The organism is Pseudomonas sp. R5-89-07 (genome assembly GCF_003851685.1).
In the GTDB taxonomy this organism is placed as follows: Bacteria; Pseudomonadota; Gammaproteobacteria; order Pseudomonadales; family Pseudomonadaceae; genus Aquipseudomonas.
This window is the reverse complement of record NZ_CP027727.1, coordinates 159068-183759: the sequence shown is the minus strand read 5'-3', so window position 1 is coordinate 183759 and position 24692 is coordinate 159068. Positions and strand designations below refer to the sequence as shown.

Here is a 24692-nt window from a genome sequence, read left to right as displayed (position 1 = left end):
CTCTTCTAGAAACGGTAAGTGAGGTCGACGAGCAGACGCAGATCGCGTTCGCGATCACCGTCATAAGGTCGGCTGATCAGGCTGAGGTTGGCGCCCATTTCCAGTACGTCGTTCCAGCGAAAGCGTTGGCCGTAACCGATAAGGCCGATGCCGCCAGTGGAATAGTCACGCTGGCTGTAGGTACCCGCGCCGATCTGGAACTGCTGGCTCCACTGCGTCTCGTAGCGGTGATAGAGCACGTGATTGATGTTGATCACCGGCAACACCGTGAAGTCCGATTTCGGGTTGAAGTACACGGTGTCTTCCTTGCTGTTGCGGCTGGCGCCGACTTCCAGGCCCAGGTCGACTTGCACATGGGGCGAGCTGTAAATGCCCTCGCGGCCGCTGAGCAGCGCTTCGAAGCGGTCGTTGCCGTCGCTGAAGTGCGACGGGCTGAGGGTCAGTTTCCATTCGCGGCTTTCATTGGCGCGCCAGCGGATGAAGCCACTGCCGCCGTTGGCCGTGACGCCGTCGTTCAAGGCGCGCAACGGCGTGGTGCTGAGCAGGTAGCCGAGGCTGCCTCCGTACTGCCAGTGGTCGTTGATGTCGCGGGCAATCGACACGCTCGCGCCTTGCTTGGAGCCATCGCCATAGGAATGGTTGGACACTTCGGCCTCGAGGGTCATGTCGCGGGTGCGCCGCTCCACGCCCACACGCTGCCAACGGTGCTGGCCGGTGCCTTCGCTGAAGTCGGCGGTGGCGTAGCCGGCACCGGCGAACAGGCGCCAGTCTTCGTCGATGGGCGGCGTGTAGATCACGCTTTCGATGCCCCAGTCGCGGCTACCGGCCACGGCACCGGCGTCGTTGTTGTTACCACCGCCGTAGCTTTTGCCGGTGTAGGCCTCGACGCGCAGTTCGGCCATGTCGTGCACATCACGCAGGCGGCTCAGGCGTTGCACTTGGCGGTTGTCCGGGTTGCGCGCCACCACATCGTCGGTGAGGGCGTCCATCTGGCGCCACTCCTGCAGGTCCATGGCGGTGTAGGCCTGGGAAACCTCCAGGCCGATGTCGCGGGGGGCCTGGGCTTCGGTTTCCTTGAGGGTGCCTTCGGCGCGGCGCGGCCAGTCGCGGGCGCGGTACATGTCGGCCTGGGCCAGGCGCAGGCCGACGTTGCCCGGCGCTTTGGCCACCAAGGCTTCCAGGCTGGCTTCGCTGCCCGGGAGGTCGCCGCCGAAGGTGCCGGCCTGGGCGGACAGTTGCTGCGCGTCCATCCAGTTGTCATTGGGGTTGCCAATCGGCAGGCCCTTGAGTTCGACGCGAGGTTTCTGTTCGTTGGCCAGGGTGTTCGCGACTTGGCGGGCATCCTCGACCTTGTCGCTTTCCAGCAGGGCGTAGAACAACGCGGTGCTGTCGTCGACGCGGTAACTGGCGTCGGCATCCGGTGCGTTCAACACCTGGCGATACAGCGGCTCGGCTTTTTCCGGCTGGCGCTGGTCGAGGTACGACGCGGCGACCCAACGCAACGCATACGTGGGCAGCTGCACGCCTTCACTGTTGAGGGTCTGGTACTCGCGAATCACCTCAGCGGTGCGCGCCCGTGCCTTGAGCGCACCCAGGCGGTCGATGCGCCAGCGCACTACGTCGTCATGGGCGCTGGCGTCCGGGGCCCAGCGGGCGATCAGCCGGTCGTAGTCGTTGAGGGCACGGTCGGCCACCACGTAGCGTTCTTTTTCGGTGCGCGTGGCGAACTCGGCGATGCGCACGCGCTCGGCGGCCAAGTCACCTTCCAGGCGGCGCTGGGTCACCGCGTCCACCAGGCCTGGGCGCTTGGCCGACAAGCGCAGCGCAGCTTCCGGCAGGCGGGCCTTTTGCAGGGCGACGATGTATTCACGCGCCACGTCGGGCTTGTCGCCGGCGCGGATAAACGCCTGGTCGAATTCGAACAGCGCGTCGTAGTTCAAATCGGCACGGCTCAGCGCGTAGCCCAGGGCCATGCGACGGTTGGGGTCGTTCGGTTGCGCCGCCACCAGCGCGCGCAGGCGTTGCACCGCCTCGCTGGCTTTGCCGCCATCGGCCTGGGTGAGCGCCAGGCCCAGTTGCAGGTCGATATTATTCGGTTCGCGCGACAGCGCCTGGCGGTAGACCGCCTCGGCCTTGGCCCACTGCTTCTGGTTGCGATAGGTGCGCGCCACCGTGGCCAACGCCTGACTGGTGAGGTTGCGATTTTTCCCCTGGCCTTCGTACACCTGCAGCACTTCAGCGTCCTGCCCCGCCCAACCGGCGATTACCAGGTGATCGCTGACCTGGCCTGGGGTTTGACGTTCGGCGGAGAGCTGGCGCAGTTGAGTCAGGGCCGGCGTGAAGTGACCGTTGCGAGCCTGGATGATCAGGGCGTCATAGGCGGGGTCGGCCACGGCGCAGGCAGGCACGAGCAATTGGCTGCACAGGGCTGCTGCGATGAGCAGCCGCAACCGGCCTGAAGCACTGAGTGAATGGATTGGCAGCATGTCGTCAGCTTCCTTACAAGGAAAGCTGCAACGATAGGTGATCCTGAGCGATGTGCATCAGGGTGTCGGCGTTTCGGGACCCGACCTAGCTTTCCTGTGAGGAACTATCTCTTAGCCAGCCAGTGGCAAGGGCAATTCAGAACAATTGTTCAGAATTGGCTGAAAGGGATTTTTTGCCGAACACAAAACAAAATGTGGGAGGGGGCAAGCCCCCTCCCACATTTTTTACCGCATTCCAGGCTGGCTTACTGGGCGCCGCCCATGGCGCCGGCTTTGGACATGACGAAGCTGATGAACTGCTCAACGGTCATCTTCTGGCCGTTGAGGGTCACTTCGTTATTGGCGTAGTGCAGCTTGGACACCACATCGGTGCCTTCCAGGGTTGCCAGTTGAGTACCAATCGCCACACCGCTGACCATCTCGGCCGCCATCTGCGATTGCTGTTCGATGGCTTTCGGGTCGGTCACGCCGCCGACCTGCGCCTGCAGCGCGGCCACGTCGCCGATCATCGGCTTGGACAGGGTGAGGTTGGCGTCCAGCAGCGAGATCATCTGCTTGCCCAGCTCAACCGGCGGCAGTTCCATCGAAGCCGGCTTGGCCAGGTCCAGCACCAAATTGAACTTGCTTTCGCCGTGGGTGGTTTTCAGCGACAGGTTTTCCACGGCCAGTTGCGGCTTGGCAGCGAGCACCTGGTTGACGTTGGCTTCGGCCAGGGTCTGCTCGGCTTCGGTGAGTTGCAGCTCCGGCGCGGGTTGGCCGGCAGCGGCGGCGGCTTGCACCGGCTGCATTTTGTCCTGATAGAGTTTGGTCAGCACCAGCATCGCCGGGATATCGACGTTCTTCATGCTCACGGCCATGGCGGCCGAGCCCACAGGCTTACCCTGGTAACCGATTTCGTCGATTTTGTAGTCGACGCGGCCGGCCAGGTTGTTGTCCTTGGTTTCGCTGGAGTCTTTTTGCTCGAAGCCCTTGAGGGTCAGCACGGCTTTCTGCGGGCCGAAGGTGACCTTGGTGTCGGTCAGCTCGATGGTGTTCTGGCCGGTGTAGAAACCGAAGGTGGATTTGGCCAGGTTGCTGGCGACGGTCAGGCCGGCCAGTTCAGCTTCGAACGCGTCGCCATTGGCATCGACGGCCGCGACCTTGAGGCTGTTCATGTAGCCGTCGGCCTTGACCTTCTGGCCTTCGGCGCTGCTGTCGAAGTCGAGGTTGGCGCCGGAGAAGCTCACCGAGGATTTGTCGTCCTTGAACTCCAGGGGCAACAGTTCGACGTTGCCGTTGACCGAGCGGCTGTAACCGATATTGGCCACGCCTTTGAGCGGCGACACGTCTTTGCTGGCAGCGAACCACTGTTCGGTGGTGGCGTTCTTTTCCAGTTCGTAGTGACTGGTGGCCATGACCGGCAGCCACTTCAGGGTGACCAGGCGCGAGAACGGCAGCGGGCCGTGTTCGATATGGTCGACGAACAGCAGCTCGGGGTTCGGGTTTTGCTCGCCGAACACACTGCCCTGGCCCTTGAGGCGGTAGTGGGCGGTGCTGCTGAACACGCCACGGTCCAGGGACACCAGTTCCAGGGACACGCTGCCGTCAACGCCGGCCATGGAGGTCTGCAGTTCCTTGTTGGCGTTCTGGATCGCGGTTTGCAGAACCGGCTCCAGTTGCTTGCCGGTGTACCAGGCGCCGCCTGCACTGACGACGCCAACGGCGACAACGAAACCCAAAAGAACGACTGCTGGCTTATTCATGAAGTGACCTGATCAAATCCTGTGAGAAGTGGGCTGTCTTCCTTGAACCCTATGGGGTTCCTGTAGGAGCGAGCTTGCTCGCGAAAAACTCATCGGCACCGCGTTTATTCAGAATGCACGCGTTATCGTTGACGTTCTTCGCGAGCAAGCTCGCTCCTACAGTACTGGCCCGTATGGCCGAAAGGCCGGGGAAGATTAGCACTGGCGGGCGCAAACGGCCCAGCCTTTCAGAGGGATCAGTTCAGCAGGAGTTCAGGAGTACTCCAGCTCGATTTCGTCCAATTGGTGATCGAAACTCCTCAGGCGCGCCGTCCAGGTGTAGACCAGCACCTCAAACTCGCGGTGTATCACCGCATTGCCGGGGGTGTCGGCCTTGGGATCACAGAAGTCCAGCTGGTAGCGCTCACGGGCCATTTGCGTGGCCACATCGGACAATTCCCGCGCGTTATTAAGCCAATGCCTGCCCTCCGCCACCTGCCGGTCGAGCACCACGCACTGCTTTTTCAGGACTTCGAGGCTTTTTTCCAGAGGCGTGCCGGTGAGGTCGCCCATGACTTCCTGGAAGGTGCGACCGGGTTGCCAGTAGCTGCCCCAGAAATAGCGGTCGAACACGGTCTCGACCCGGCGCAGGGCAACCTTGGTGTCCCAGATCGCGACGCGGGTCTTGCCTTGTTCCAGCAGTTTTCGCTTCACGCGCTGGTTTTGATAGGACGCCCAGGCCACCACGCCGATGGACAAGGTGCCGATGACCAGGCAGGCGCTGTCGAGAAACACCATGGCCTTGTCGAGTTGGTGGGCGAGCATGACCCCGTAGAAATACGCGGCCGATAACAGCACCAGTGCGAAGAGCACGCACCAGAAAGCGGGAGCATAAGGGTTTTTCATTGAATGCAATCCCCAAGAGCAAACGCGAGCAGTGTCAAGCGAGGCTTCACGGCGCCTCACCTGACAAAGCATAGCAATCACCTCATGGTTTGCCGGGTTTTACAGCGTGCGTTCGTCCGCTTTCCCAACCACCACCCAGGGCCAGGAACAAGTCGATCTGGCTCATCGCAACCTGGGTGTTGGCCGCCGCCAATTGCGCGCGCATGGTGGTGTAGGTGCGGGTGGCTTGCAGGTCGGCGAGGAACGACTCGCGCCCGGCCTGGAAGAAGCGGTGGGTCTGGTCCGCCGCCTCACGCGCCGAGCGTTCGGCGTCGGCCAGCGCCTCACGGCGCTGCAACATGGCGGTGTACTGCGCGAGGCCCGTTTGGGTTTCGCGGATGGCGTTGAGCACCACCCCGTCGAAATGCGCCAGGGCGCCCTGGGTCGCGGCTTCGGCTTCGTGGATGCGCGCACGCGCGCCGTTGGTCGGCACCGTCCAACTGATCATCGGGCCAAAGCCCCAGCGATTGGTCGCCGGCTGGCCGAGGTTGTCGAGCAGGCCCACCGTGCCCACCGTGGCGCCGATGGCGATGTCCGGATACAGGGCGCCGGTGGCTACGCCGATGCGCGCGGTGGCAGCGGCCAGTTGGCGTTCGGCCTGGCGTACATCCGGGCGGCGCTTGAGCAGCGCCGCACCGTCGCCCACCGGCAACAGCTGAGCGATGTGCGGCAGCTCGGCGCAATTGCCGGTACCGGCCGGCAGCTGATCAAGCGGTTTGGCCAGCAGCATCGACAAACGGAACAGCCCCGCCTGGCGCGCCGCTTCGTAGCGCGGCATCTCGGCACGCAGAGATTTGTATTGGGTTTGCGAGCGCGTCACCTGGGTTTCATCGCCACGCCCGGCGTCGCGCAGGCGCTGGGTGAGCTGGGTGCTTTGCGCTTGCAGGTCGAGGGATTGGTTGGCGATTGCCAGCTCTTCGTTGGCCGCGCAAACCTGGGTGTAGGAACGCACCACATCGGCCACCAGGGTAATGCGCGCGATATCGGCGGCCGCCTGGGCCGCATCGGCGCTGGCCTGGGCGCTTTCGATGCCGCGCTGCAAGGTGCCGAACAGGTCGAATTGGTACGAGGTGGTGATGCCCACGCTGCCGATGTTGTCCACCGGCACTTTGTCGGCCAGCAAGAAGGCTTCGCCGGATTCTTGCAGGCGCTGCGCTTCGGCCTTGGCGCCGGCGCTCCAGCCGCCTGCGGATTCGGCCTGCTGGGTCTGGTAGCGCGCGCGTTGCAGGTTGGCGGCGGCCACGCGCAGGTCGGTGTTGGAGGCCATGGCCTGGCGCACCAGCTCATCCAGGCGCGGGTCGTTGTAGAGCTTCCACCAGTCCGTCGGCACGGGCGCCGACACCACATTCTTACCCTGCCCCGCGATGGCGCCTTGCAGGTCGCCCCGGTTCATGGCGGCAGTGTCCGGCAGCGAGTAGTCCGGGCCTACCGCCTGGCAGGCCGACAGCAACACCCCCAGCGCAGCGGCGGCCAGCAGTTGCTTCATGGCTGGGCTCCGTCGTTGGCCTTGTCGTCGATGATCGACACCGTCGCCGTCCGCCCGGCGATCATGCGAAAGTCCGCCGGCACATCGTCAAAGGCGATACGCACGGGAATCCGCTGGGCCAGGCGCACCCAGCTGAACGCCGGGTTGACGTTGGGCAGCAGGTTGGAGCCGCTGCTGCGGTCGCGGTCTTCGATACCGGCGACGATGCTTTGCACATGCCCATGCAGACGGGCGTTGTCGCCGATCACGCGGATATCCACACCCATGCCGACGCGGATGCCGTCGAGCTTGGTCTCTTCGAAGTAGCCGTCGATATGGAAGGAATTGCTGTCCACCACCGACAGCACCGGGCGCCCGGCGGTGACGAATTCCTGGGTGCGCGGCGCGCGGTCGTTGACGTAGCCGTCCACCGGGCTGCGGATCACCGAGCGGTCGAGGTTGAGCTGCGCCGAATCCACCGTCACTTGCGCCTCGGCCAGGGCTGACTGGGCACGCGCCACGCGGGACTGGCTTTCTTCCAGTTGCTCGCTGGGCACCAGGTTGCCCAGGCCACGGTTACGCTTGTACTCGCGCTGGGCCTGGGCCAGGGTTTCCTGACGATCGGCGACGGCGGCCTGGGCCTGGCGCAGGGCCAGCTTGAAGCGGTCCTGGTCGACGGCGAACAGCACCTGGCCCTTGGTCACCAGCTGGTTATCGCGCACGTCCACCCGCTGGATCAGCCCGGACACGTCCGGGGCGATCTGCACGATGTCGGCGCGGATGTGCCCGTCACGGGTCCAGGGTGCAAACATGTAGTACATGACCATGCGCCACACAACGACGACCGCGAAACTCACGATCAGCAACGTCAGGACTACACGGCCGATGGTCAAAAAAGGTTTTTTCATGTCATCAGGTATCGACTGAGTGAGTCCACCGCGCCCAGCAACAGCGCGTAGAGCCCCACATTGAACAATGCCCGGTGCCAGACCAGGCGATAGAAGTGCATGCGCGTCAACAACCCGTGCACCACCAGAAACAACACATACGTAATGCCCATCAGCACCAGCAGCGTGGGCAGGAAGACACCGCTGATATCCAGGTCACCGATCATAAAGGCGCTCCATCCGGTAACGGCGCTTGCATCTCTGTACCGCCAATGAATTCCACGCCAGGCAGCAGTGCCAGGCGCAGCCCGGCCAGGGCGTGCAGCAGGTGCAGGCGCGTGTCGCCGTCGTCTTGCAGGCCTTGGCCGTTGAGGGCGCGGCGCGTGCGGTCCAGGGTCATCAGCAGACCGCTGGGCGCAGGCAAGCGTTCACCGGCCTTGAGGCAGGCCTTGAAATAACCGCCCACGCCTTCGACCACCTGGTTGAGCAGCACACGAGGTACGCCGAGGATGCGCGGCGAATAGGCGAGCAGATCGAGCAGGTTCAGCGCCACGCGCAGGTCGCGCAGGGCGGTGCCGGTGTCCTGGCCGGTAAGGGCCAGGCGCGGCAGGTGCTGCATCAGGCGGTCGAGCATTTGCGCGGCCATGTGCCGGTGTTCGGCCAGGGTCGCAGGTTCGGTAAGGCTGACGATGTCGCGCCAGCTGAAACGGGTCAGGCGCTTGGCCGCCAGTTCCGCACCGAAAGGCCGCGCAATCAGGGTCCAGATAAAGGCAAACAGCAGGCCAACCGGGCCGGCCAGGTTGACGTTGGCGAAGTTGAGAAAATCGGCGTCATAGGCGCCCTGGATGCTGATGAACGATGAGGTGTTGACCAGCGTCAGTAGCATGCCCAGGTAAAACCGTGGCTGCACGGTGAGAGTGCCGATGCAGATGAACGGCACGGCGAACGCCAGCACCAGCATGGGGAAATCGTGCAGGTTGGGCAGCACCAGGAACAGGTACAGGCTGGCCAGCAGCACCGACATCGCGGTCCAGAAAAAGAACCGGTAGATCTGCGGCGCGGGGTCGTCCATCGAGGCGAAAAAGCTGCACGCGACGGCGGCCAGGATCACCGCGCTGCCGCCGTCGGTCCAGCCCAGCAGGATCCAGAGCACGGAGGCGACGATGATCGCGGTGACGGTGGAAAACGCCGAGTAGAACATCAGGCCACGGTCGAGGAAGGGCGTGAGCCGGCCCAGGCGCCAGTGACGGTACACGGCGCGCCAGGTGTCCTGGCTTTCGCACCCGATGGCGGCTTGCAGGGTGCGGCAGTCTTGCCACAGGTCGACCCATTCGCCGAGGCGGTACAGGGCGTTGGAGAACAGCAGCGTGTGGCGGTCGTCCAGCGCTTCGCCCTGGGGTTGCGCGGCGTCGATCTTGTCGCGCAGTTCGCGCCAGCGTTCAAGAGGTGCGGCCTGGGTGGTGCTGTCGAGCCAGGCGTTGGCCTCTTTGAGCAGCGGTGTGAGCTGATCGAGAAACTCCGGGGCGCGGTGTTCGATGGCGTACACCGCATCGTCCAGGGCGTCGATCACCGGCAACAGGTGAATCATGCGCCCGCGCAGTTCCTTGGTGTTGCGCACCGTCTGCGGCCGCGCGCCTTCGTGGGGCAACTGGCCGATCATCAATTCGAGGGTGTTGAAGGTGGCAACCATGCCGCCGCGCAGGCTGCTGACCGCTTCCGGGTCCACATCGCGGGTGAGAAAGCGCTGGCTGTAGACCTGGGCGTCGGTAAACCACTTGGCCACCGAGCCATCGAACACCGGCATCAGGCGACGCGGCCAGAACATTGCGCCCACCACGGCAGCCACGGCGATGCCGAGGAAGATTTCTTCGGTACGCGCCTCAGCCACATCCCACACCGCCAGCGGGTTATCCACTACCGGCAGGGCGATCAGCGGCAAAGTGTAGCCGGCCAGCATCAAGGCGTAGTTATTGGCGGTGCGCAGGTGCAGGGAGAGGAACAGCAAGGTGCCCGTCCACAGGGCGATCACCACCACCAGAATATAGGGCGACTGCACGAACATCGGCACAAAAAACACCGCCGCCGCCGCGCCCATCAAGGTGCCGATGGCGCGGTACAACGCTTTGGAGCTGGTGGGGCCGACAAAGGGGCTGGAGACGATATACACCGTGGCCATCGCCCAGTAGGGACGCGGCATTTGCATGAGCATGGCGATGTACAGCGCGATCATCGAGGCGGCGAACGTACGCACGCCGTAGAACCAGTCGCGCGCGGGCGGAAAGCCGGTAAAGAACCCGTTCAAGGCGCAACCGCCTCGGCCGCTTCGAAGGCCCGCAGCACGCGCAGTGCGGCTTCCAGGTCGGTGGCGGCAATATCCACCAGAACTTCCTTGCGCAGGCGCACCAGTTGCGCTTCCACCGCCTGCACCAGCTCACGGCCGCGCTCGGTGAGGCTCAGGGCTTTCGCGCGACGGTCGTGGATGTCTTCGGTGCGGCACACATAGCCGTCATTGCACAGCCGGTCGAGCAAGCGCACCAGCGACGGGCTCTCCATGCCGGATGCCTGGGCCACCTTGACCTGGTGCACACCGTCGCCCAAACGGCCGATCATCAACAGCGGCACGGCGCAGGCTTCGGAGATGCCATAGCTCACCAGCGTGGTCTGGCAGATTTTGCGCCAGTTACGGGCGCCCACCACCATGCTGCTGCTGAGGTTCATCTGGAGTTGTTCGAGGGAATGAGACACGGGATAGTTCGCATACAGTTAGTTTGCTAACTATCAATATGGTGGATGACCGGAGGATCGTCAAGTTTTGAAACACTTTCGCGGATGAGTGGAGCGGTCAAAAAATGTGGGAGGGGGCTTGCCTCGATTGCGGTGAACCAGTCGACAACCTGCTGAATGACCCACCGCTATCGGGGGCAAGCCCCCTCCCACATAGCGTTGGGACGATCATCTGTTACATCCCTCGCCCGCCCCGCAACATCACATTCAACTCATCCACCACCACTGCCCAATCCGCATCCTCCAGAATTTCCTCACGCAAAAACGCCCTCTGGCTATCGCTCCAGAAAAACGCATCCGCCAGTTTCAATTCGGGCTTGAGCGGTGAATGAACCGCGATGAATTGCTCGATACTGACCGGGTCATCCGGCAGGCCCAGCTGTTTGAACAAGGCTGGCAGGCTGTGTACGGGCGATTCCATGGTGGGCTCCTCATAAGCAGGTTGGGGAAAGTCTAGCGGCAGCCTTCGGGTTGCGGTGCGGGTACGTTGCACAGCACGAACAACCTCGCCCTCGCCCCGCCGCCCTCCTGGCGGCTGAGTTCGCGCCAGCCGCCTGGCAACGGCGCGAATTCATCGGGCGCTTCGTTGCTGCTCACCAGCCACACCCGGCGCGTGTCGGCGGGCAGTGCAGACAAGTGGTCGAGGTAGATGCGCCCGCCGTCCTGGTCCACCAGGGTGCCGAAACCATAGGCGTTCGGCCGGGTCGAGGTTCCGTCGGGCTTGGGCGGCGTGAACAGCTGCAACTGGGCATCGGTCTGGTCGTAATACACGTAGCTCAAATACCACATCATGTCGCTGAGCACGATGCGATCGTCTTCCTGGTAATTGCGATTGATGAACTCCACCGGCACGTTGAACTGGTTCTGTTCATCCACGGTGAATGTGTTCTTCAACCCCAGCAGCTCCACGCCGGCAACCAGCACAAACAGTGCTGCACCCAGCCATGCCAGGCGTGACGGCAGGCGGTCGATGGCAAGTGCGATGAGGATCGGCAAGCCCAAGGCGTACACGGTGAGATAACGCTCGATAAATACCGGGGATATAAACGAAACCCCGTACACCAGCAGCAGCGGCAGCAGGAAGAACAGCGCCAGCAGGCGTGCCGGCCGAGAGTGCCAGGCGGTGATCGCAACCACTGCAATCAACAGCAGTGGAAAGAGCCAGAACAGCGGTGGCCAGACATCAACCGCCTCATCCTGCAGCAGGAACTGCCAGATCATCGACGGCAGCGACAGCAGATTGACCGGCTCTTCCCAGCCAATATCGCCACCCACCTTGAGCTGGTCGACGTGCTGCACCAGGTCCAAAAGGTTCGGCAGCCAAGGCAGATACAGCAACACGATCATGGCGTTGGCCAACCACCATGCCGGGCGCGTGATCAACCGTTGGCCGCGCGGCTGCAGCCCCAGGTATGCCCAATGCACCAGCACGCACAGCGCGGTGAAGTAATGGGTGTAGAAACCGGCGCTCATCAGCACCACATAAGCGGCCAGATAACGCGTGCGCTCGGGTTGGCGCATCCAGTACACCAGCGCCAGCGTAGCGCCCAGCAACCAGACGCCGAGCAGCGAGTACATGCGCACTTCCTGGCTGTAGCGCACCGCTGTGGGCAGCAGCGCCAGTAGAAGTCCGGCCAGGACTGCGGCGCGACGGGTGGACAGTTGCTGCGTCAGCCAGATCCCCAGGCCCACCACCACGGCACCTGGGATCGCGCTCATGCTTCTGATCGACCCGATGCTGTCGCCAAACACCTCGATCCAGCCGCGCAGCAGCAGAAAGTACAGCGGTGGGTGCACGTCGTGGGCGGCGTGAAACCACAGGTCGGTCACTGCGTATTCGCTGAGCAACAGGCTTGAGCCTTCATCCCCCCAGATCGCCGCCGACGTCAGGTGGTAAAACCGCAGGGCCATGGCCAGCGCCAGGATCGGCACCCACCAGAGGCGGCTGAGCCAACCCGCGCCGTCCCAGCTCAGGCGATTCAAAGCAGGCACGGCCCGGATATTTTCGTTTTGCTCTACCACAGACCGACGCACCTCAATTCCCCTGGCATTGCTCTGATTGCCTACACACACCAGCGCCACTCTAGGCCAAAAGCCCTGGGTTGGCTGCTGGAATCGGACAAATCAGCAATTTGCGTAGGCCTTCACCGAAGCGCTTGTCGGATCAGGCTATGATTGCCGTCCTCCAAGGACCCAGGATCAAGGAAACGTTATGCGCATCGGTTTGCTGTCACCTCTGGCTCTGGCCCTGCTGGCCGGTATTCCCCTGGCAGCCCAGGCCAGTTCCGACGACTCGTGCTACCCCGATTGGCGGGTGTCGCGTGACAGTCTCGAACCCTGCAGCAACCAGCCCTTCCTCAGCCCAGGCAACGACAGCCGGGTCAACCTGCGGCTGTTGCTGGCCGACAAGAAAACCGCGCCACTGGCGCCCAATGCCTTGGGCGAAGACGACCTGGCCCAGGGTTTCGGCCCGGTGCCGTTTCCGGTGTACCGCCTGGTGCCGATTCCGGCCGGCGAGGATGAACCGGATAACCAAGCCGACGATTCCCGCACCGCCGAACTCGACACCCTGCTTCAGCCGCTGGGCATCAAGCGTGAGGACTACACCACCGCAGGCCAAGCCTTCCTCAGTGGCGAAGGCAGCCGCTGCCGCAGCAATGATGACGACAGCGCCACCGCGTTTATCGGCCAGGTGATCAAAGCGGACATGCCGCCCGCCGAGCGCGACGTGCTGGTGAGGGCCCGTTTACAGCTACTGACCACCTGTGACGGCGACGCGCAGGTGGTGGACGCGCAGTTGACCCCTTCGGCCAACGCCCAACTGTTTCGCACGTATTTGCAGGCCGCCGCTGATTTCTACGGCGGCCGCTTCGGTGACGCCGAGCGCGGTTTCGCCGCCGCCTCGACCAGCGAGGTGCCCTGGCTGAAGGAAACTGCGCTGTACATGACCGCGCGCACCTCGCTGAACCAGGCCCAGGCCGAAGCGTTCGACGAATACGGCATGCCCCAGCGCGAGCAGGTGGATAAGTCCGCACTGAGCGACGCCGAAGAAGGCTTTCTCGGTTACCTGAAAACTTACCCACAGGGCGCTTACTTAGCGTCCGCCCGTGGCCTGCTGCGCCGCGTGCATTGGTTGGCGAATGACCAGACCAAGCTCGCCGAGGACTTCACCTGGCAGTTCACCAAAGCCACCGACGCCCAGCGCAATGTCGACGTGGACGCGTTGGTGGAAGAAGCCGACCTCAAGTTGCTGATGGCCCGCAATTCGGCGGCGAACAGCCCGATGCTGCAACTGGTCAACGACCTGATGGCCATGCGCGCTCACACCCCGCCGCTGTTGAGCCGCGAAGACCTCGACAAGCAAAAGAGCACCTTTGCCAACGAGCCGGCCCTGTTCGACTACCTGCAGGCGGCGTACGCCCTGTACGTGGAGCATCAACCCGACGCTGCGCTCAAGCACCTGCCGACGGACGTGCCGTCGAACCTGGATTACTTTGCCTTCAGCCAGCAAACCCTGCGCGCCCTGGCCCTGGAAGCCAAGCAAGACTGGAAAGGCGCCGAATCACTGTGGCTGCAGCTGCTGCCGCTGGCCAAGCAACCGCTGCAACGCGACCAACTGGAGCTGGCGCTGGCGATGAACTACGAGCGCAGCGGCCAGCTGGCCAAGGTATTCGCCGCCGACTCGCCGATCAGTGCCAGGCAGGTGCGCTACATCCTGCTGCGCAACGTCGCCGGGCCCGACCTGTTGCGCCAGCAGATCGCCAAGGCCAGCGACCCGACTGAACGCCAGACCGCGCAATTCGTGCTGCTCTACAAGGACCTGCTGCATGGCCAGTTCGCCACATTCGCCGACGACCTCAAGCAAGCCTCGCTGTCTGAAGACAAACTTGGTACCAGCCTGGGTTACACCTACAGCAGCGGGCAAAGCCTGACGCTGTTCCAGTGGAACGGTGATAAAGCCGAATCCGGCTACGCCTGTCCCAGCATCGCGCAAACCGCCGCGAACTTGCAGAGCGAGGCAAAGAATCCGCAGGCCCTCAACTGCCTGGGTGAATTCATCCTGCGCAATGGCCTGGACGGCATGCCGCTGGAACAAGCCCGCGCCACCGGCAGCCTTGGCGGCACCGCCTCGGATTTCAAAGGTGAAACCTTCTCGCGCCTGGATGGCTACAAGCAGGTGATTGCCAACCCCAAGGCCGCGAAAACCGACAAGGCCTACGCGCTGTTCCGCGCGATCAATTGCTACGCGCCGGCCGGCTACAACAGCTGCGGCGGCGAAGATGTGGCACCCGCCGTGCGCAAGGGCTGGTTCCGCCAGCTCAAGACCAGTTTCGCCGATAGCCAGTGGGGCAAGTCGCTGCAGTACTACTGGTGAAAACCCTGTGGCTGGGCCTGCTGTTGCTGGCAAGCCCGGCCTTTGGCGCCGTTGACGCCCGCGACTACGACGCCTTCTGGCTGTGGAGCGGCGTCGCGCCCCAGCCGGTAATCAAACAGGCCAGGACCCTGTACATCCTTCAGGGCCAGATCAACTCCACCCGCCGCGCCCCGCAACGCGGTGTGCGCCTGATCGCCCAGGGCATGAGCGTGCCGCGTATCACCCAGGGCGACGTCTGGGTGGTGTACCGCGCCCACACCCTGCGATGGCCAGAGCAGGTCTACACCCAACTGCTCGGCCAGGTGCAACGCTGGCGTGAGGCGGGCAACCCGGTGGTCGGCATCCAGATCGACTTCGACGCCCGCACCCAATACCTGCACGAATACGCCGCCTTTCTGCGCGACCTGCGCCACCGCCTGCCGGCTGACCTGCGCCTGAGCATCACCGGCCTGATGGACTGGAGCAGCAACGCCGACCCCGCCGCCATCGCCCAGCTCAAGGGCGTGGTGGATGAAGTGGTGGTGCAAACCTATCAAGGGCGCCACAGCATTCCCGACTACGCCGCGTATCTGCCCCGGATGAACCGGCTGGGCGTGCCGTTCAAGGTTGGCCTGATTCAGGACGGGGACTGGCAAGCGCCGGGGTATTTGCAGGGGAGCGAGTGGTTTCGGGGGTATGTGGTGTTCTTGCAGAACCCTTAGATCGCATTGAGCCGAATGCTTCTCTGTAGGAGCGAGCTTGCTCGCGAAGAACTCAGGGCCTGCGCGTCTACCCTGAATGAACGCGTTGCCTGGAAGGCTTTCGCGAGCAAGCTCGCTCCTACAGGGACTGGCATTCGCATTGAGCTGGATATTTCTCAAGCTGGATTAAACAATATGGATGATATAAGTTACCTTTAGCCAATTAAAGGTTGATATATCATGCAGTCCGCTAAAAAGCCCAACGCCCACAAAGGGTACATCTCAGAGCGAAGCGATGAGCTGATGAAAGGCATCGGAAACGGTATCGAAATAGCCCGCATTCGTCGTCGGCTGAAGATTTCCACGATATGCAGTCGCGCGGGCATCACCCGGCAGACGTATCAGCGGCTGCGACAGGGAGAAGCCGGCGTGTCCCTCGGTGTACTGATGAATGTGCTCAGCGCGATGGACCTGGAGGAAGGGATGGCGAGCATCGCATCGCCAGACCTTGACCAGGTGGGGATTACCCTGAGCCTCGCCCGTGAGCCTGACCGAATTCGCACAGAAGGAGACCCTCATGTCCTGGAAGCCGATTGGTAATGCATTTGTTTTTTCGGCTCACTCAATCGGTGATCCGGTTCCCGTCGGTGAAGTGGCCATGTACGGGAGCGGGTTCGTTTTTCGGTACGCGAACAGCTGGCTCGCACGGCCCAACGCATTCGCGATTGACCCGCTGAATTTGCCACTGACCCCCAACCAGTATTCCTCCACGCGCATGTTTGGGGTGCTTGACGACGCCACTCCGGACAATTGGGGTCGGCGTGTTCTGCTGGCCACCCACAAACAGCATCCGCAAAACGACATCGAATGGCTGCTTGCCTCGCGGGGTGCCGGGGTTGGTTGCCTGCTTTTCAGTGCTTCGCGCCATCTGTTACCTACCCTGCATCAGCCGCCACGATTTGAAGATCTCGAAAAAATCATGGTGGGCCTCGATCAAGTGGAGAAAGGCGATGTGGACCTCCCTGCGGAAATCGCACGGCTATTCGAGTTCGGAAGCTCCATGGGCGGCGCCAGACCCAAGGTCACCGTGACCCATGAAGGTAAGGAATGGATTGCCAAGTTCGGCCGCAGCGACGATGTTTTCGATCAGCCCCGTGCTGAATTTGCCAGCCTGCAAATGGCGAACGCGGCGGGTCTACCGGCAGCGGGGCACAAGTTGGTCGAGGTAGCCGGCAGACCGGTGTTGATGGTCGAGCGTTTTGACCGGCATGAAGGAACGGGGCGCGAGCACTATGTCAGCTGTAACTCTTTGGTGAGCGTCGAGAAGCCGAGAATGCGCGTTGGCGCGGTTGATAGTGATGTTTCCTATTCCAGAATCGCGGACGTTTTGAAGAAGGTCAGCGACGATGCAACGCTCGACATGCGTGAGCTTTACCGGCGTATGGCGTTCAATGTGCTCATCGGAAATAGCGACGACCACCTGAAACAAACCGGACTACTTTTGACCAACTCGTCGAGCTACTCCCTTGCGCCAGTATTCGACGTGCTGCCCCACCCAACGCAGCTAGGCTTGCAGGCGCTCATCATCGGGAATGAGGGAAGGGTATCGTCTATCAGCAATTTGCTGAGTACGCCCGAGCGCTTTGGGTTGGGGACGGATGAAGCAAGATCCATCGTCACTGACGTCTATGCCGTCGTGCGAGAAGCCTCCGGTTTTTTTGAAGCGGCAGGCTGCAGCGGTGCCGATGCCAGCATGCTTTCTACGGTATGCACCCGGTTCGAATCGGCGCTCAGACCGGCGTCGTAGACGCGTTATAGGCTGAGCGGGTACACCGATTCCCAGCCGCCACCCAAGGCTTTGTACAAGCCGACCATGGCCAATGACACACCGGTAGAGCTTTCCACCCACTGTTCCTGAGTCGCCAGCAGCGCGCTTTGCACAGTGAGCACGTTGACGAAGTCCGCCACGCCTTCGACGTACTGGTGTTGCGCGGTGGTCAGGGCGATCTGGTTCTGGCGCACGGCTTCGGCGAGGCTGTCGCGGCGCAGTTGGCTGGCGTTGTAGCGGGTCAACTGATCGTCGATTTCATGCCAGGCGCGCAGCACGGTTTGCTGGTAGGCCAGCGCCGCTTCCTGCTGCTGGGCTTCGCGCAGATCCACCATGCCTTGCAGGCGCCCGCCGTTGAACAGCGGCAGGCTCAATTGCGGGCCGAAGGCCAAGGCGCGCGAGCCCCAGGAGCCGAAATCCGAGAGTTGCATGGCCTGGGAGCCGAGGCTGCCGGACAGGGTAATGCGTGGGTAGAAATCACCCTTGGCCACGCCGATGCTGGCGGTGGCGGCGTGCAGGCGGGCCTCGGCCTGGCGGATGTCCGGGCGGCGCTCGGCCAGCTCCGACGGCAGGCCGATAGCGACCTGGCGCTGGGTCTGCGGCACGGCGGCGTCCTTGGACAGTTGCGCGTGCAGGGCCTGCGGTGGTTCGCCCATCAGCAGGCTCAGGGCGTTGATCAATTGGTCCTGGCGCTGTTGCAAATCCGGCAGGCGCGCTTCGATGGCGGCGACCTGGGCGGCGGCTTCGGCCACGTCCAGGTCCGTCGCCACGCCGTCGGCCAGGCGCAGTTGCGAGAGCTTGAGGCTGTGGCGGGCGACGTCGAGGTTTTGCTCGGTGACGGCTCGGGTGTTCTGTACGCCACGCAGTTGGATGTAGTCCTGGGCGGTCTCGGCCAGCACCGACAGCAACACGGCGCGGCGGTCGTTTTCCGCGACTTCCAGGGTGGCGTCGGCGGCTTCGGTCTCGCGCTTGACCCGGCCCCAGAAATCCAGCTCCCAGGCGGCGGAAAAGCCCATGTCCCATTGGTTGAACGCAGCGCGGCCGTTCTCGCCGGAGGGGTCGCTCAAGCCTTTGCCACTGTTGCGCTTACGCTGGTAGGCGCCGCCGGCATCGAGGCTCGGATAGCGCTCGGCGGTGGTCACCTGGCGCACGGCACGGCTTTGTTGCAGGCGGCTGCTGGCCAGTTTCAGGTCGAGGTTATCGCTCAGAGCACGGCGTGTGAGGGCCGACAACTGCTCGTCGTGGAACACGTCCCACCAGCGCTCCTGCAACGGGTCGCTGTTGGCGCGGCTGGCCGCCTGACGCCCCTGCGGCTCACTCCATTGGGCCATCTGCGGGCCTTGTGGCCGCTGGAAATCCGGGCCGACCGTGCAGGCGCTCAAGCTGATCAGGCTCAGGGTGAGCCAGGCGAGGTGTCTCATTGTTGGGCCACCTCAGCGTGTTGCGCGCCAGCATGGGTGTCGACGCTGGCTTCTACCGACATACCGACCCGCAGGCGTTCGGTGAGCGGCTGGTTCGGCTCAAGCACAATCTTCACCGGAATACGCTGCACCACCTTGGTGAAGTTACCGGTGGCGTTGTCCGGTTTGACCGAGGCAAAGGTCACTCCGGTGGCCGGCGCCAGGCTTTCCAGGTGGCCGTCGAGCACCTCGCCATCGAGGCTGTCGACCCGCACCTGCACAGCCTGGCCGGCCTGCATGTGGGACAGTTGTGTCTCCTGAAAATTGGCCACCACATAGGCTTCGGCCAGCGGCACCACGGCGAGAATCTTGCTGCCCGGCGTGACATAGGCGCCAACCCGCACCGCACGCTCACCGACCATGCCGTCCACCGGCGCGACGATGCGTGTGTAAGACAGCTGATAACTGGCCATCTCCAGCGCGGCTTGTGTGCGCTTCAACCCCCCCTCAGCGGCGTCACGCTGGGCCGTGAGAATTTCCACTTGCTTGCGTTCGGCTGCCAGCACCGCCGTGGATTTGGCCAGGCGCGCGGTGGCCTGGTCGATACGGGTCTTGGCTTGCTGGGCGTTCTGCACAGTGCCCGCGCCGACGCCAGCGAGGTGGTTGTAGCGGTTCAGTTCGTGTTCGGCAAACGCCACTTCGGCGCGATCCGCCGCCACGGTAGCCTGGGCCTGGGCGATCACCGAGCTTTGGCGCTCCAGGGTCGCGGTGGCGTTTTTCAGCTGGGCCTGGGCGACCAGGGTGTCGGCGTCGGCGGCTTGGGCGGCGGCGCGAAAATCGCGATCGTCGATCAGCGCCAGTAACTGGCCGGCTTTGACACGCTGGTTGTCTTCCACCAGCACTTCCTTGATGAAGCCGGCTACGCGAGGGGCGACCAGGGTGAAGTCGGCGGCGACGAAGGCGTCGTTGGTGGTCTGGCGCTGGCTGCCGAAGATGCCCGGCGCAACCAGGTACACCAGCACGCCCACGGCAAATACAGCGATGACGGAGACGGCAATTTTGTCTTTGCGTTTCATGAGAAATCCTTGGGGTCAGGTCGGTGCGCGAGGCGGAAAAATCCGCGTGGGCATCCAGAAAATCAGCAGGATCAACGCCACCGCGACGCCCGCCATGACGACATACAGGTCCGAAGACGTGAGTACCACGGCCTGCTCGTGCAGGCGGTGCGCCAGGCCCGGCGCGTCAGCGTCGGCCAGCGGCGAGTTGCCCAGGCGGTCCACCAGCATGGTCGAGTGGTAATGCCCGCGCTGGGTAGTCAGCGTGTCCAGCACCGCGGTGGCGATCACGGCGGACAAGCCCTTGACAGTGTTGAACCAAGCCGAGGCGAACGGCCCTTCGATGGGTTGAATGCTGCCGGTGGACAGCATCAGCAACGGCAGAACGGCCATCGGCTGACCAAAGATCTGCAGCAGGTACCAACCGTAAAAATCATCACGAATCCACGCCGAGGTCAGGTGCGAACTGCCGAGACAGCACACCACCAGCATGCCCAGGCCAATGCCCAGCACCCAGCGGCAATCGACCCAGCGCAGATTGCACAGCGCCGCCACCAGCGGCAGCGCGATCAACTGCGGCAGCGCCATCAGCAGCATCACTGGCGCGGTTTGCAGCGGACGGTAGCCCTGGACCTGAGCGAGAAAACTTGAGGGGATGATGATCACCGAGGTCAGCACCATCAGCACGCCAGCCAGCACGATCAACGCGAACGCCAGGTTGCGTAGGCCGAGCATCTGCAACTTGAAGAACGGCAGCGGCTGCGACCATTCGTTGAGCAGGAATAGCACCAGCAACACCGTACCGCCACTGAGCAGAAAGGTGATCAGGCCCGACTCGAACCAGTCCAGGCGGTTGCCTTGCAACAGGCCGATCACCAGCATGCAGATCGCCGGAAAGCCCAGCAGCAGGCCACGCCAGTTGAACTGCTTGAAGCGTTCCAGGCGCAGCGGATCCTGGGGCAAGCCGTAGGCGACGGCAGCCATCGCCAGCAGGCACGGCCCGACGATCTGCCAGAACGCCCATTGCCAGCCGACGTATTCGGTCCACAGCGCGGCCAGCGGCGTGCCCAGGCTCGGGCCGAAGGTGGCCGTGAGTGCGTAACCGGCAAGGCCATACAACTTGACGTTGGCCGGCAGGAAACGCAGCGCCACGGTCATCAGCATCGGCGGCAACGCGCCGCCAGCCAGGCCTTGCACGGTGCGCAGCAACAGCAGGCTTTCGTAGTTCGGTGCGAACGGGCACAGGATGCCGAGCAGGGTAAACAGGCCAATCGCGCCCAGGGTGAAACGCCGCAGCGACAGCGTGACCGCACACCACGGCGCGAACGCCATGGCGGCCACGGAGGTGGCGGTGTAGGCCGCGACCAGCCAGGTGCCTTCGTCAAAACCGATGTACAGCGCACCCCGGATATCGGCGAGGGCGACCTTGGTGACCATCTCGTTGAGACCGGACACCAGCACCGCCAGCAACACGCCGACCAGACCGATGATGATGCGCGGGCCGAACACCGGTGGGCTGAGCGCAGTGGGCTTGGCTGCGGCCTCGAGGGCGGGAGCAGCGAGGGATGTCATGGACAGGTAACTCGGAATGGGAAATACCCGAGCAGTTTAATCAGGCAAATGCATGACAAAAAGTGACTTGTTGGCAGGTTATAAGTGCGTCAGGCGCAATCCTAAAATGGGTGTAGAGCTAAAGTGGGAGGGGGCTTGCCCCGGTACAAACCGGGGACATCGTTTACATTTCTAACCGGGGACATGGTTTACAGGTTAATACGCATGATCAGGAGGTAACTGATCATGCCCTGGAACCAAGAGTCTCCGATGAATCAACGAATCAGACTGGTTGCCGACTGGCTTTCTGGCAACTACACCAAAAGCCAGTTGGCACGTCGCTTTGACGTTAGTCGGCCTACGGTCGACAAATGGATTGCCCGGCACAACGGCGATTTAAAGTCCTTATCCGAGCTGTCCCGACGACCTCACAACAGCCCAAATAAAACCGACGACGAGATCTTGGCTCGTGTGGTGGCGATGAAGGAGGCCCACGATAAATGGGGGCCTAAGAAGCTTCTCGAACTATTACGGCTTGAAGATCCTTCCGTCGCCTGGCCTTCTCCAAGTACAGCGGGCCAGTGGCTTGAACGACTTGGGCTCGTCAACAAACGACGTTTCAAGCGCCGGCACAGTATTTCCCAGGCAGAAATGCGAGAGGCCAACGAACCTAACAAGACTTGGTGCGCTGATTACAAAGGGCAATTCAAGATGCTTGACGCGCAGATGTGCTTCCCTTTGACCGTTACAGACCACGCGTCCCGGATGATTCTGGCGTGCAGGGCCCATCCCCAGATCAAGACCCAGCCAGTAAAACAAGCATTTGAAAGGCTTTTTCAGGAGTACGGCATGCCGGAAGTTATCCGTTCGGACAACGGGGTTCCGTTCGCCTCTCCGGGTCTGGCAAGAATGTCCACATTGGCAGTTTGGTGGATTCGTCTGGGCATCTATCCGGAGCGCACCATGCCAGGAAGACCCGCCCAGAATGGTCGCCATGAGCGAATGCACCGTAGTTTGAAACTTGAGCTGCCCATAGGGAAAAACTTAGTCGAGCAGCAGCTTTTGCTGGAGCATTTCAGGCATGAGTTCAATTACGTACGCCCTCATGAAGCCCTCGGCATGAAACGTCCGGGAGACCTATATGTGCCGTCTACCCGACTTTACCCAGGCTGTTTGCCCGATGTGGAGTATCCCGCAGAAATGAGGGTTCGCAGCGTCAGACAGGACGGATCGATCAAATGGAACGGCAAGTTGTTATTTGTCAGCGAGGCACTATCTGGGGAAAGGATAGGACTCAAAGAAGTTGAAGATGATGTTTGGGATTTGTACCTGTGTGATTATCCCCTGGGGAGGCTTGGGCGAGGTATGACCCGCGTCCAGGCCTCAAATGTGTAAACGATGTCCCCGGTTTCAGATGTAAACGATGTCTACGGTTCTACACCCCGATTGCGGTGTGACAGTCACCTGATGTGAAACTGAACCACCGCTATCGGGGGCAAGCCCCCTCCCACATTGGATTTCAGCGGGGCTGGGCTTCGAGCCAGGTGGCGTGGCAGCTTTCACGCATGGTTTCGCGCAACCATTTGTGCGCAGGGTCTTTATCGAAGCGCGGGTGCCAGGATTGCGCCAATACCAGGGTCGGCAGCGAAATCGGCAAGGCGAACGAGCGCAGCGGCAGTTTCAGGCGCTTGGCGCTCAAGAGGGCTTCCTTGGGCACCGGCAGCAGCAGGTCGGAATCGGGCAGCATGAACATCGCACCGTGAAAGCCAGGGGCGATCATTGCCACATGGCGTTCCAGGCCCTGGGCGTTCAAGGCGGTGTCGATAGGGCCGCGGGCGATGCCGCGCCGCGAGATGCTGATGTGGGAATAGCTGGCAAACCGTGCGGCGGTGATCTCTTCGTCGAACAGCGGGTGATCTTCCCGTGCCAGGCCGACAAACGTGGTCGAGAACAAATTCTGCACTTTCACTTCGGGACCGGCCGGCATGGTATTGCTCACCCGCAGGTCCAACCGCCCTTCGCGCAGCGCTTCGTCGTCGGTGTCGCCTTCTGGCACGAAGCGCAGTTCGCAAAACGGCGCCGCACGTTGCAGGGTATCGAACAGCCGGCCGCCGTACACGCCGATGAAAAAGTCATTGGCGCGCACGCTGAAGCGGCGGCGCAAGGTGCTCAAATCGACCTGGTCGGCCGAGCGAAACAACAACGCGGCCTGTTCCACCACGTTGCGCACCTGGCCTTGCAGCTCAAGCGCCTTGGGCGTCGGCACCAGGCCGCGGCCGGCACGCACCAGGATCGGATCACCCACCGCCTCGCGGATCCGCGTGAGGGTGCGGCTCATGGCCGCCGGGCTCAGGTTCATCCGCCGCGCGGCGCCCACCACGCTGCCTTCATCGAGCAAGGCGTCGAGGGCGACCAGCAGGTTCATGTCCGGTAGTTGCATGCCAAGCACTCATGTTCGGTTGGGAGTGAACTGGACGCAATGCTAGCAGGCTTTACCGGTTCAGAACGGCGCATCCCCCTGGATGGTGGTGCGAAACAACTTGCGCCGCAGGTGGCTGGGACAGCCGGCCGCCAGGTGGATCAGCGAGCGGTTGTCCCAGAACACCAGGTCATGGGGCTGCCACGCGTGGCGGTAGATGTTTTCCGGCAGCACGCTGTGGGCGTAGAGCTGGGCCAGCAGGTCGCGGCTTTCGTCTTCCGGCAGGCCGACGATGCGGGTGGTGAAGCCTTCGCTGACAAACAGCGCCTTGCGCCCGTTTTCCGGATGGGTGCGCACGATCGGGTGCACTACTTCGGCCACTTGGGCGAGCTGTTCCGGGGTCAGCGTGGGCCGCCAGTTGCCTTCGAATTTGGTTTCGCTGTAACGCGCTGTATAGGAATGCGCGGCGCTGCGCCCTTCGACGGCTTTGCGCAGGTGCTCGGGCAGTTGCTCCCAGGCTTTGTGCATGTCGGCAAACAGCGTGTCGCCACCTTCGGACGGCAGCTCCTGGGCATGCAGCATCGAGCCCAGGCTTGGCAGTTCCTTGTACGACAGGTCCGAGTGCCAGAACTTCCCGGCATCGCCCAGGCCGATGGATTGGCCGTTTTCGATGATGTTGGAGACGATCAGGATCTCCGGGTGGTTGACCAGCAGAAATTGTTTGAGCACATGAATTTGCAGCACGCCGAAGCGGCGGCTGAAGGCGATCTGCTGTTCGGGGGTGATGCGTTGGTCGCGGAATACGATGACGTGGTGGTCCAGGTGCGCGCGATGGATACGGGCGAAGTCCTGGTCGTTGAGCGGCTGGGACAAGTCGAGACCGATGATCTCGGCGCCGACGCTGCCGGGGAAAGGGCGGATGTCGAAGGTTTGGTTGATGGCGGGCATTGGATTCACTTCCGGCAGACAGGGGAGTGAATTTATAGGTCTAAGAAAGGAAGTTTAAATACTGTTAGGACATATCCATATGCATTGGGGTGATGCTGATGGCCCTATCGGGGGCAAGCCCCCTCCCACATTTGAATGCGTTCACAAA

At 62.6% G+C, this 24692-nt stretch carries 20 protein-coding genes; 5 read left to right on the top strand and 15 right to left on the bottom strand.

The features are described 5' to 3' along the window. Nucleotides 1-5 precede the first annotated feature (5 nt). From pgaA to C4J94_RS00715, 10 genes are all read right to left on the bottom strand, one after another. Nucleotides 6-2486, bottom strand: coding sequence for a poly-beta-1,6 N-acetyl-D-glucosamine export porin PgaA (pgaA, locus tag C4J94_RS00760; protein ID WP_124384557.1), 2481 nt, complete (start codon nucleotides 2484-2486; stop codon nucleotides 6-8). Nucleotides 2487-2731: 245 nt separating this feature from the next. Next, nucleotides 2732-4228: a YdgA family protein gene (locus C4J94_RS00755; RefSeq protein WP_124384556.1), complete on the bottom strand. Its 1497-nt coding sequence runs from the start codon at nucleotides 4226-4228 to the stop codon at nucleotides 2732-2734. 252 nt (nucleotides 4229-4480) lie between these two features. Then, nucleotides 4481-5113, bottom strand: a complete 633-nt coding sequence (locus C4J94_RS00750) for an NADH:ubiquinone oxidoreductase subunit N (protein ID WP_124384555.1) — start codon at nucleotides 5111-5113, stop codon at nucleotides 4481-4483. 82 nt (nucleotides 5114-5195) lie between these two features. Further along, on the bottom strand, nucleotides 5196-6638 hold the full coding sequence (locus tag C4J94_RS00745) for an efflux transporter outer membrane subunit (protein ID WP_124384554.1): 1443 nt from the start codon (nucleotides 6636-6638) through the stop codon (nucleotides 5196-5198). Next, a complete protein-coding gene (locus C4J94_RS00740) occupies nucleotides 6635-7525 on the bottom strand; it encodes an efflux RND transporter periplasmic adaptor subunit (RefSeq protein ID WP_124384553.1) in 891 nt (296 codons plus the stop codon). The genes C4J94_RS00745 and C4J94_RS00740 overlap by 4 nt, the downstream gene beginning before the upstream one ends. After that, nucleotides 7522-7731 (bottom strand): DUF1656 domain-containing protein, encoded by a 210-nt coding sequence (locus tag C4J94_RS00735; protein ID WP_003187469.1) that lies wholly within the window; start codon nucleotides 7729-7731, stop codon nucleotides 7522-7524. The genes C4J94_RS00740 and C4J94_RS00735 overlap by 4 nt, the downstream gene beginning before the upstream one ends. Next, complete coding sequence (locus C4J94_RS00730; RefSeq protein ID WP_124384552.1) at nucleotides 7728-9806, bottom strand: FUSC family protein; 2079 nt, start codon at nucleotides 9804-9806, stop codon at nucleotides 7728-7730. Before C4J94_RS00730 ends, C4J94_RS00735 begins: the two co-directional genes overlap by 4 nt. Then, entirely contained in the window at nucleotides 9803-10222 is a 420-nt protein-coding gene (locus C4J94_RS00725) for a MarR family winged helix-turn-helix transcriptional regulator (protein ID WP_124388899.1), read from the bottom strand. Before C4J94_RS00725 ends, C4J94_RS00730 begins: the two co-directional genes overlap by 4 nt. A gap of 241 nt (nucleotides 10223-10463) precedes the next feature. Beyond that, the gene (locus C4J94_RS00720) at nucleotides 10464-10709 is read right to left on the bottom strand and encodes a DUF2789 domain-containing protein (RefSeq protein WP_124384551.1); all 246 of its coding nucleotides are present in this window, start codon (nucleotides 10707-10709) and stop codon (nucleotides 10464-10466) included. 32 nt (nucleotides 10710-10741) lie between these two features. Further along, on the bottom strand, nucleotides 10742-12322 hold the full coding sequence (locus tag C4J94_RS00715) for a glycosyltransferase family 39 protein (RefSeq protein WP_124384550.1): 1581 nt from the start codon (nucleotides 12320-12322) through the stop codon (nucleotides 10742-10744). 178 nt (nucleotides 12323-12500) lie between these two features. On the opposite strand from C4J94_RS00715, the gene C4J94_RS00710 reads away from it, so the two are divergent. The 4 genes from C4J94_RS00710 to C4J94_RS00695 all read left to right on the top strand — a co-directional run bounded on the left by C4J94_RS00710 (nucleotide 12501) and on the right by C4J94_RS00695 (nucleotide 17150). Continuing rightward, nucleotides 12501-14663, top strand: coding sequence for an outer membrane assembly lipoprotein YfiO (locus C4J94_RS00710; RefSeq protein WP_124384549.1), 2163 nt, complete (start codon nucleotides 12501-12503; stop codon nucleotides 14661-14663). Further along, on the top strand, nucleotides 14660-15364 hold the full coding sequence (locus C4J94_RS00705; protein WP_124384548.1) for a DUF3142 domain-containing protein: 705 nt from the start codon (nucleotides 14660-14662) through the stop codon (nucleotides 15362-15364). The genes C4J94_RS00710 and C4J94_RS00705 overlap by 4 nt, the downstream gene beginning before the upstream one ends. Before the next feature lie 219 nt (nucleotides 15365-15583). Further along, nucleotides 15584-15943, top strand: coding sequence for a helix-turn-helix transcriptional regulator (locus tag C4J94_RS00700; RefSeq protein WP_124384547.1), 360 nt, complete (start codon nucleotides 15584-15586; stop codon nucleotides 15941-15943). Beyond that, nucleotides 15921-17150, top strand: a complete 1230-nt coding sequence (locus C4J94_RS00695; protein WP_124384546.1) for a type II toxin-antitoxin system HipA family toxin — start codon at nucleotides 15921-15923, stop codon at nucleotides 17148-17150. Before C4J94_RS00700 ends, C4J94_RS00695 begins: the two co-directional genes overlap by 23 nt. A gap of 5 nt (nucleotides 17151-17155) precedes the next feature. Here the strand turns inward: C4J94_RS00695 and C4J94_RS00690 are convergent, their stop codons facing one another. From C4J94_RS00690 to C4J94_RS00680, 3 genes are read right to left on the bottom strand one after another with little or no spacing between them, the layout of a single operon-like run. Next, on the bottom strand, nucleotides 17156-18592 hold the full coding sequence (locus C4J94_RS00690; protein ID WP_124384545.1) for an efflux transporter outer membrane subunit: 1437 nt from the start codon (nucleotides 18590-18592) through the stop codon (nucleotides 17156-17158). Next, nucleotides 18589-19647 carry an HlyD family secretion protein gene (locus C4J94_RS00685; protein WP_124384544.1) on the bottom strand — a complete coding sequence of 353 codons (1059 nt, stop codon included), beginning with the start codon at nucleotides 19645-19647 and terminating at the stop codon, nucleotides 18589-18591. The genes C4J94_RS00690 and C4J94_RS00685 overlap by 4 nt, the downstream gene beginning before the upstream one ends. A 15-nt stretch (nucleotides 19648-19662) precedes the next feature. Next, the gene (locus tag C4J94_RS00680; protein WP_124384543.1) at nucleotides 19663-21198 is read right to left on the bottom strand and encodes an MFS transporter; all 1536 of its coding nucleotides are present in this window, start codon (nucleotides 21196-21198) and stop codon (nucleotides 19663-19665) included. A gap of 225 nt (nucleotides 21199-21423) precedes the next feature. Between C4J94_RS00680 and C4J94_RS00675 the strand changes: the two genes are divergently transcribed. Next, complete coding sequence (locus C4J94_RS00675) at nucleotides 21424-22572, top strand: integrase core domain-containing protein (RefSeq protein ID WP_124384542.1); 1149 nt, start codon at nucleotides 21424-21426, stop codon at nucleotides 22570-22572. A gap of 124 nt (nucleotides 22573-22696) precedes the next feature. Here C4J94_RS00675 and C4J94_RS00670 read toward each other — a convergent pair whose 3' ends face one another. Continuing rightward, a complete protein-coding gene (locus C4J94_RS00670; protein WP_124384541.1) occupies nucleotides 22697-23617 on the bottom strand; it encodes a LysR family transcriptional regulator in 921 nt (306 codons plus the stop codon). Nucleotides 23618-23677: 60 nt separating this feature from the next. Next, on the bottom strand, nucleotides 23678-24544 hold the full coding sequence (locus C4J94_RS00665) for a TauD/TfdA family dioxygenase (protein ID WP_124384540.1): 867 nt from the start codon (nucleotides 24542-24544) through the stop codon (nucleotides 23678-23680). Between the last annotated feature and the right edge of the window lie 148 nt (nucleotides 24545-24692).

Bases quoted from the DNA above. Each gene is read 5' to 3' on its own strand.
- C4J94_RS00685 (WP_124384544.1), bottom strand. From the start codon at position 19,647: ATGAAACGCAAAGACAAAATTGCCGTCTCCGTCATCGCTGTATTTGCC.
- C4J94_RS00700 (WP_124384547.1), top strand. From the start codon at position 15,584: ATGCAGTCCGCTAAAAAGCCCAACGCCCACAAAGGGTACATCTCAGAG.
- C4J94_RS00750 (WP_124384555.1), bottom strand. From the start codon at position 5,113: ATGAAAAACCCTTATGCTCCCGCTTTCTGGTGCGTGCTCTTCGCACTG.
- C4J94_RS00690 (WP_124384545.1), bottom strand. From the start codon at position 18,592: ATGAGACACCTCGCCTGGCTCACCCTGAGCCTGATCAGCTTGAGCGCC.
- C4J94_RS00665 (WP_124384540.1), bottom strand. From the start codon at position 24,544: ATGCCCGCCATCAACCAAACCTTCGACATCCGCCCTTTCCCCGGCAGC.
- pgaA (WP_124384557.1), bottom strand. From the start codon at position 2,486: ATGCTGCCAATCCATTCACTCAGTGCTTCAGGCCGGTTGCGGCTGCTC.
- C4J94_RS00720 (WP_124384551.1), bottom strand. From the start codon at position 10,709: ATGGAATCGCCCGTACACAGCCTGCCAGCCTTGTTCAAACAGCTGGGC.
- C4J94_RS00725 (WP_124388899.1), bottom strand. From the start codon at position 10,222: ATGAACCTCAGCAGCAGCATGGTGGTGGGCGCCCGTAACTGGCGCAAA.
- C4J94_RS00735 (WP_003187469.1), bottom strand. From the start codon at position 7,731: ATGATCGGTGACCTGGATATCAGCGGTGTCTTCCTGCCCACGCTGCTG.
- C4J94_RS00680 (WP_124384543.1), bottom strand. From the start codon at position 21,198: ATGACATCCCTCGCTGCTCCCGCCCTCGAGGCCGCAGCCAAGCCCACT.
- C4J94_RS00675 (WP_124384542.1), top strand. From the start codon at position 21,424: ATGCCCTGGAACCAAGAGTCTCCGATGAATCAACGAATCAGACTGGTT.
- C4J94_RS00670 (WP_124384541.1), bottom strand. From the start codon at position 23,617: ATGCAACTACCGGACATGAACCTGCTGGTCGCCCTCGACGCCTTGCTC.
- C4J94_RS00745 (WP_124384554.1), bottom strand. From the start codon at position 6,638: ATGAAGCAACTGCTGGCCGCCGCTGCGCTGGGGGTGTTGCTGTCGGCC.
- C4J94_RS00710 (WP_124384549.1), top strand. From the start codon at position 12,501: ATGCGCATCGGTTTGCTGTCACCTCTGGCTCTGGCCCTGCTGGCCGGT.
- C4J94_RS00740 (WP_124384553.1), bottom strand. From the start codon at position 7,525: ATGAAAAAACCTTTTTTGACCATCGGCCGTGTAGTCCTGACGTTGCTG.
- C4J94_RS00695 (WP_124384546.1), top strand. From the start codon at position 15,921: ATGTCCTGGAAGCCGATTGGTAATGCATTTGTTTTTTCGGCTCACTCA.
- C4J94_RS00755 (WP_124384556.1), bottom strand. From the start codon at position 4,228: ATGAATAAGCCAGCAGTCGTTCTTTTGGGTTTCGTTGTCGCCGTTGGC.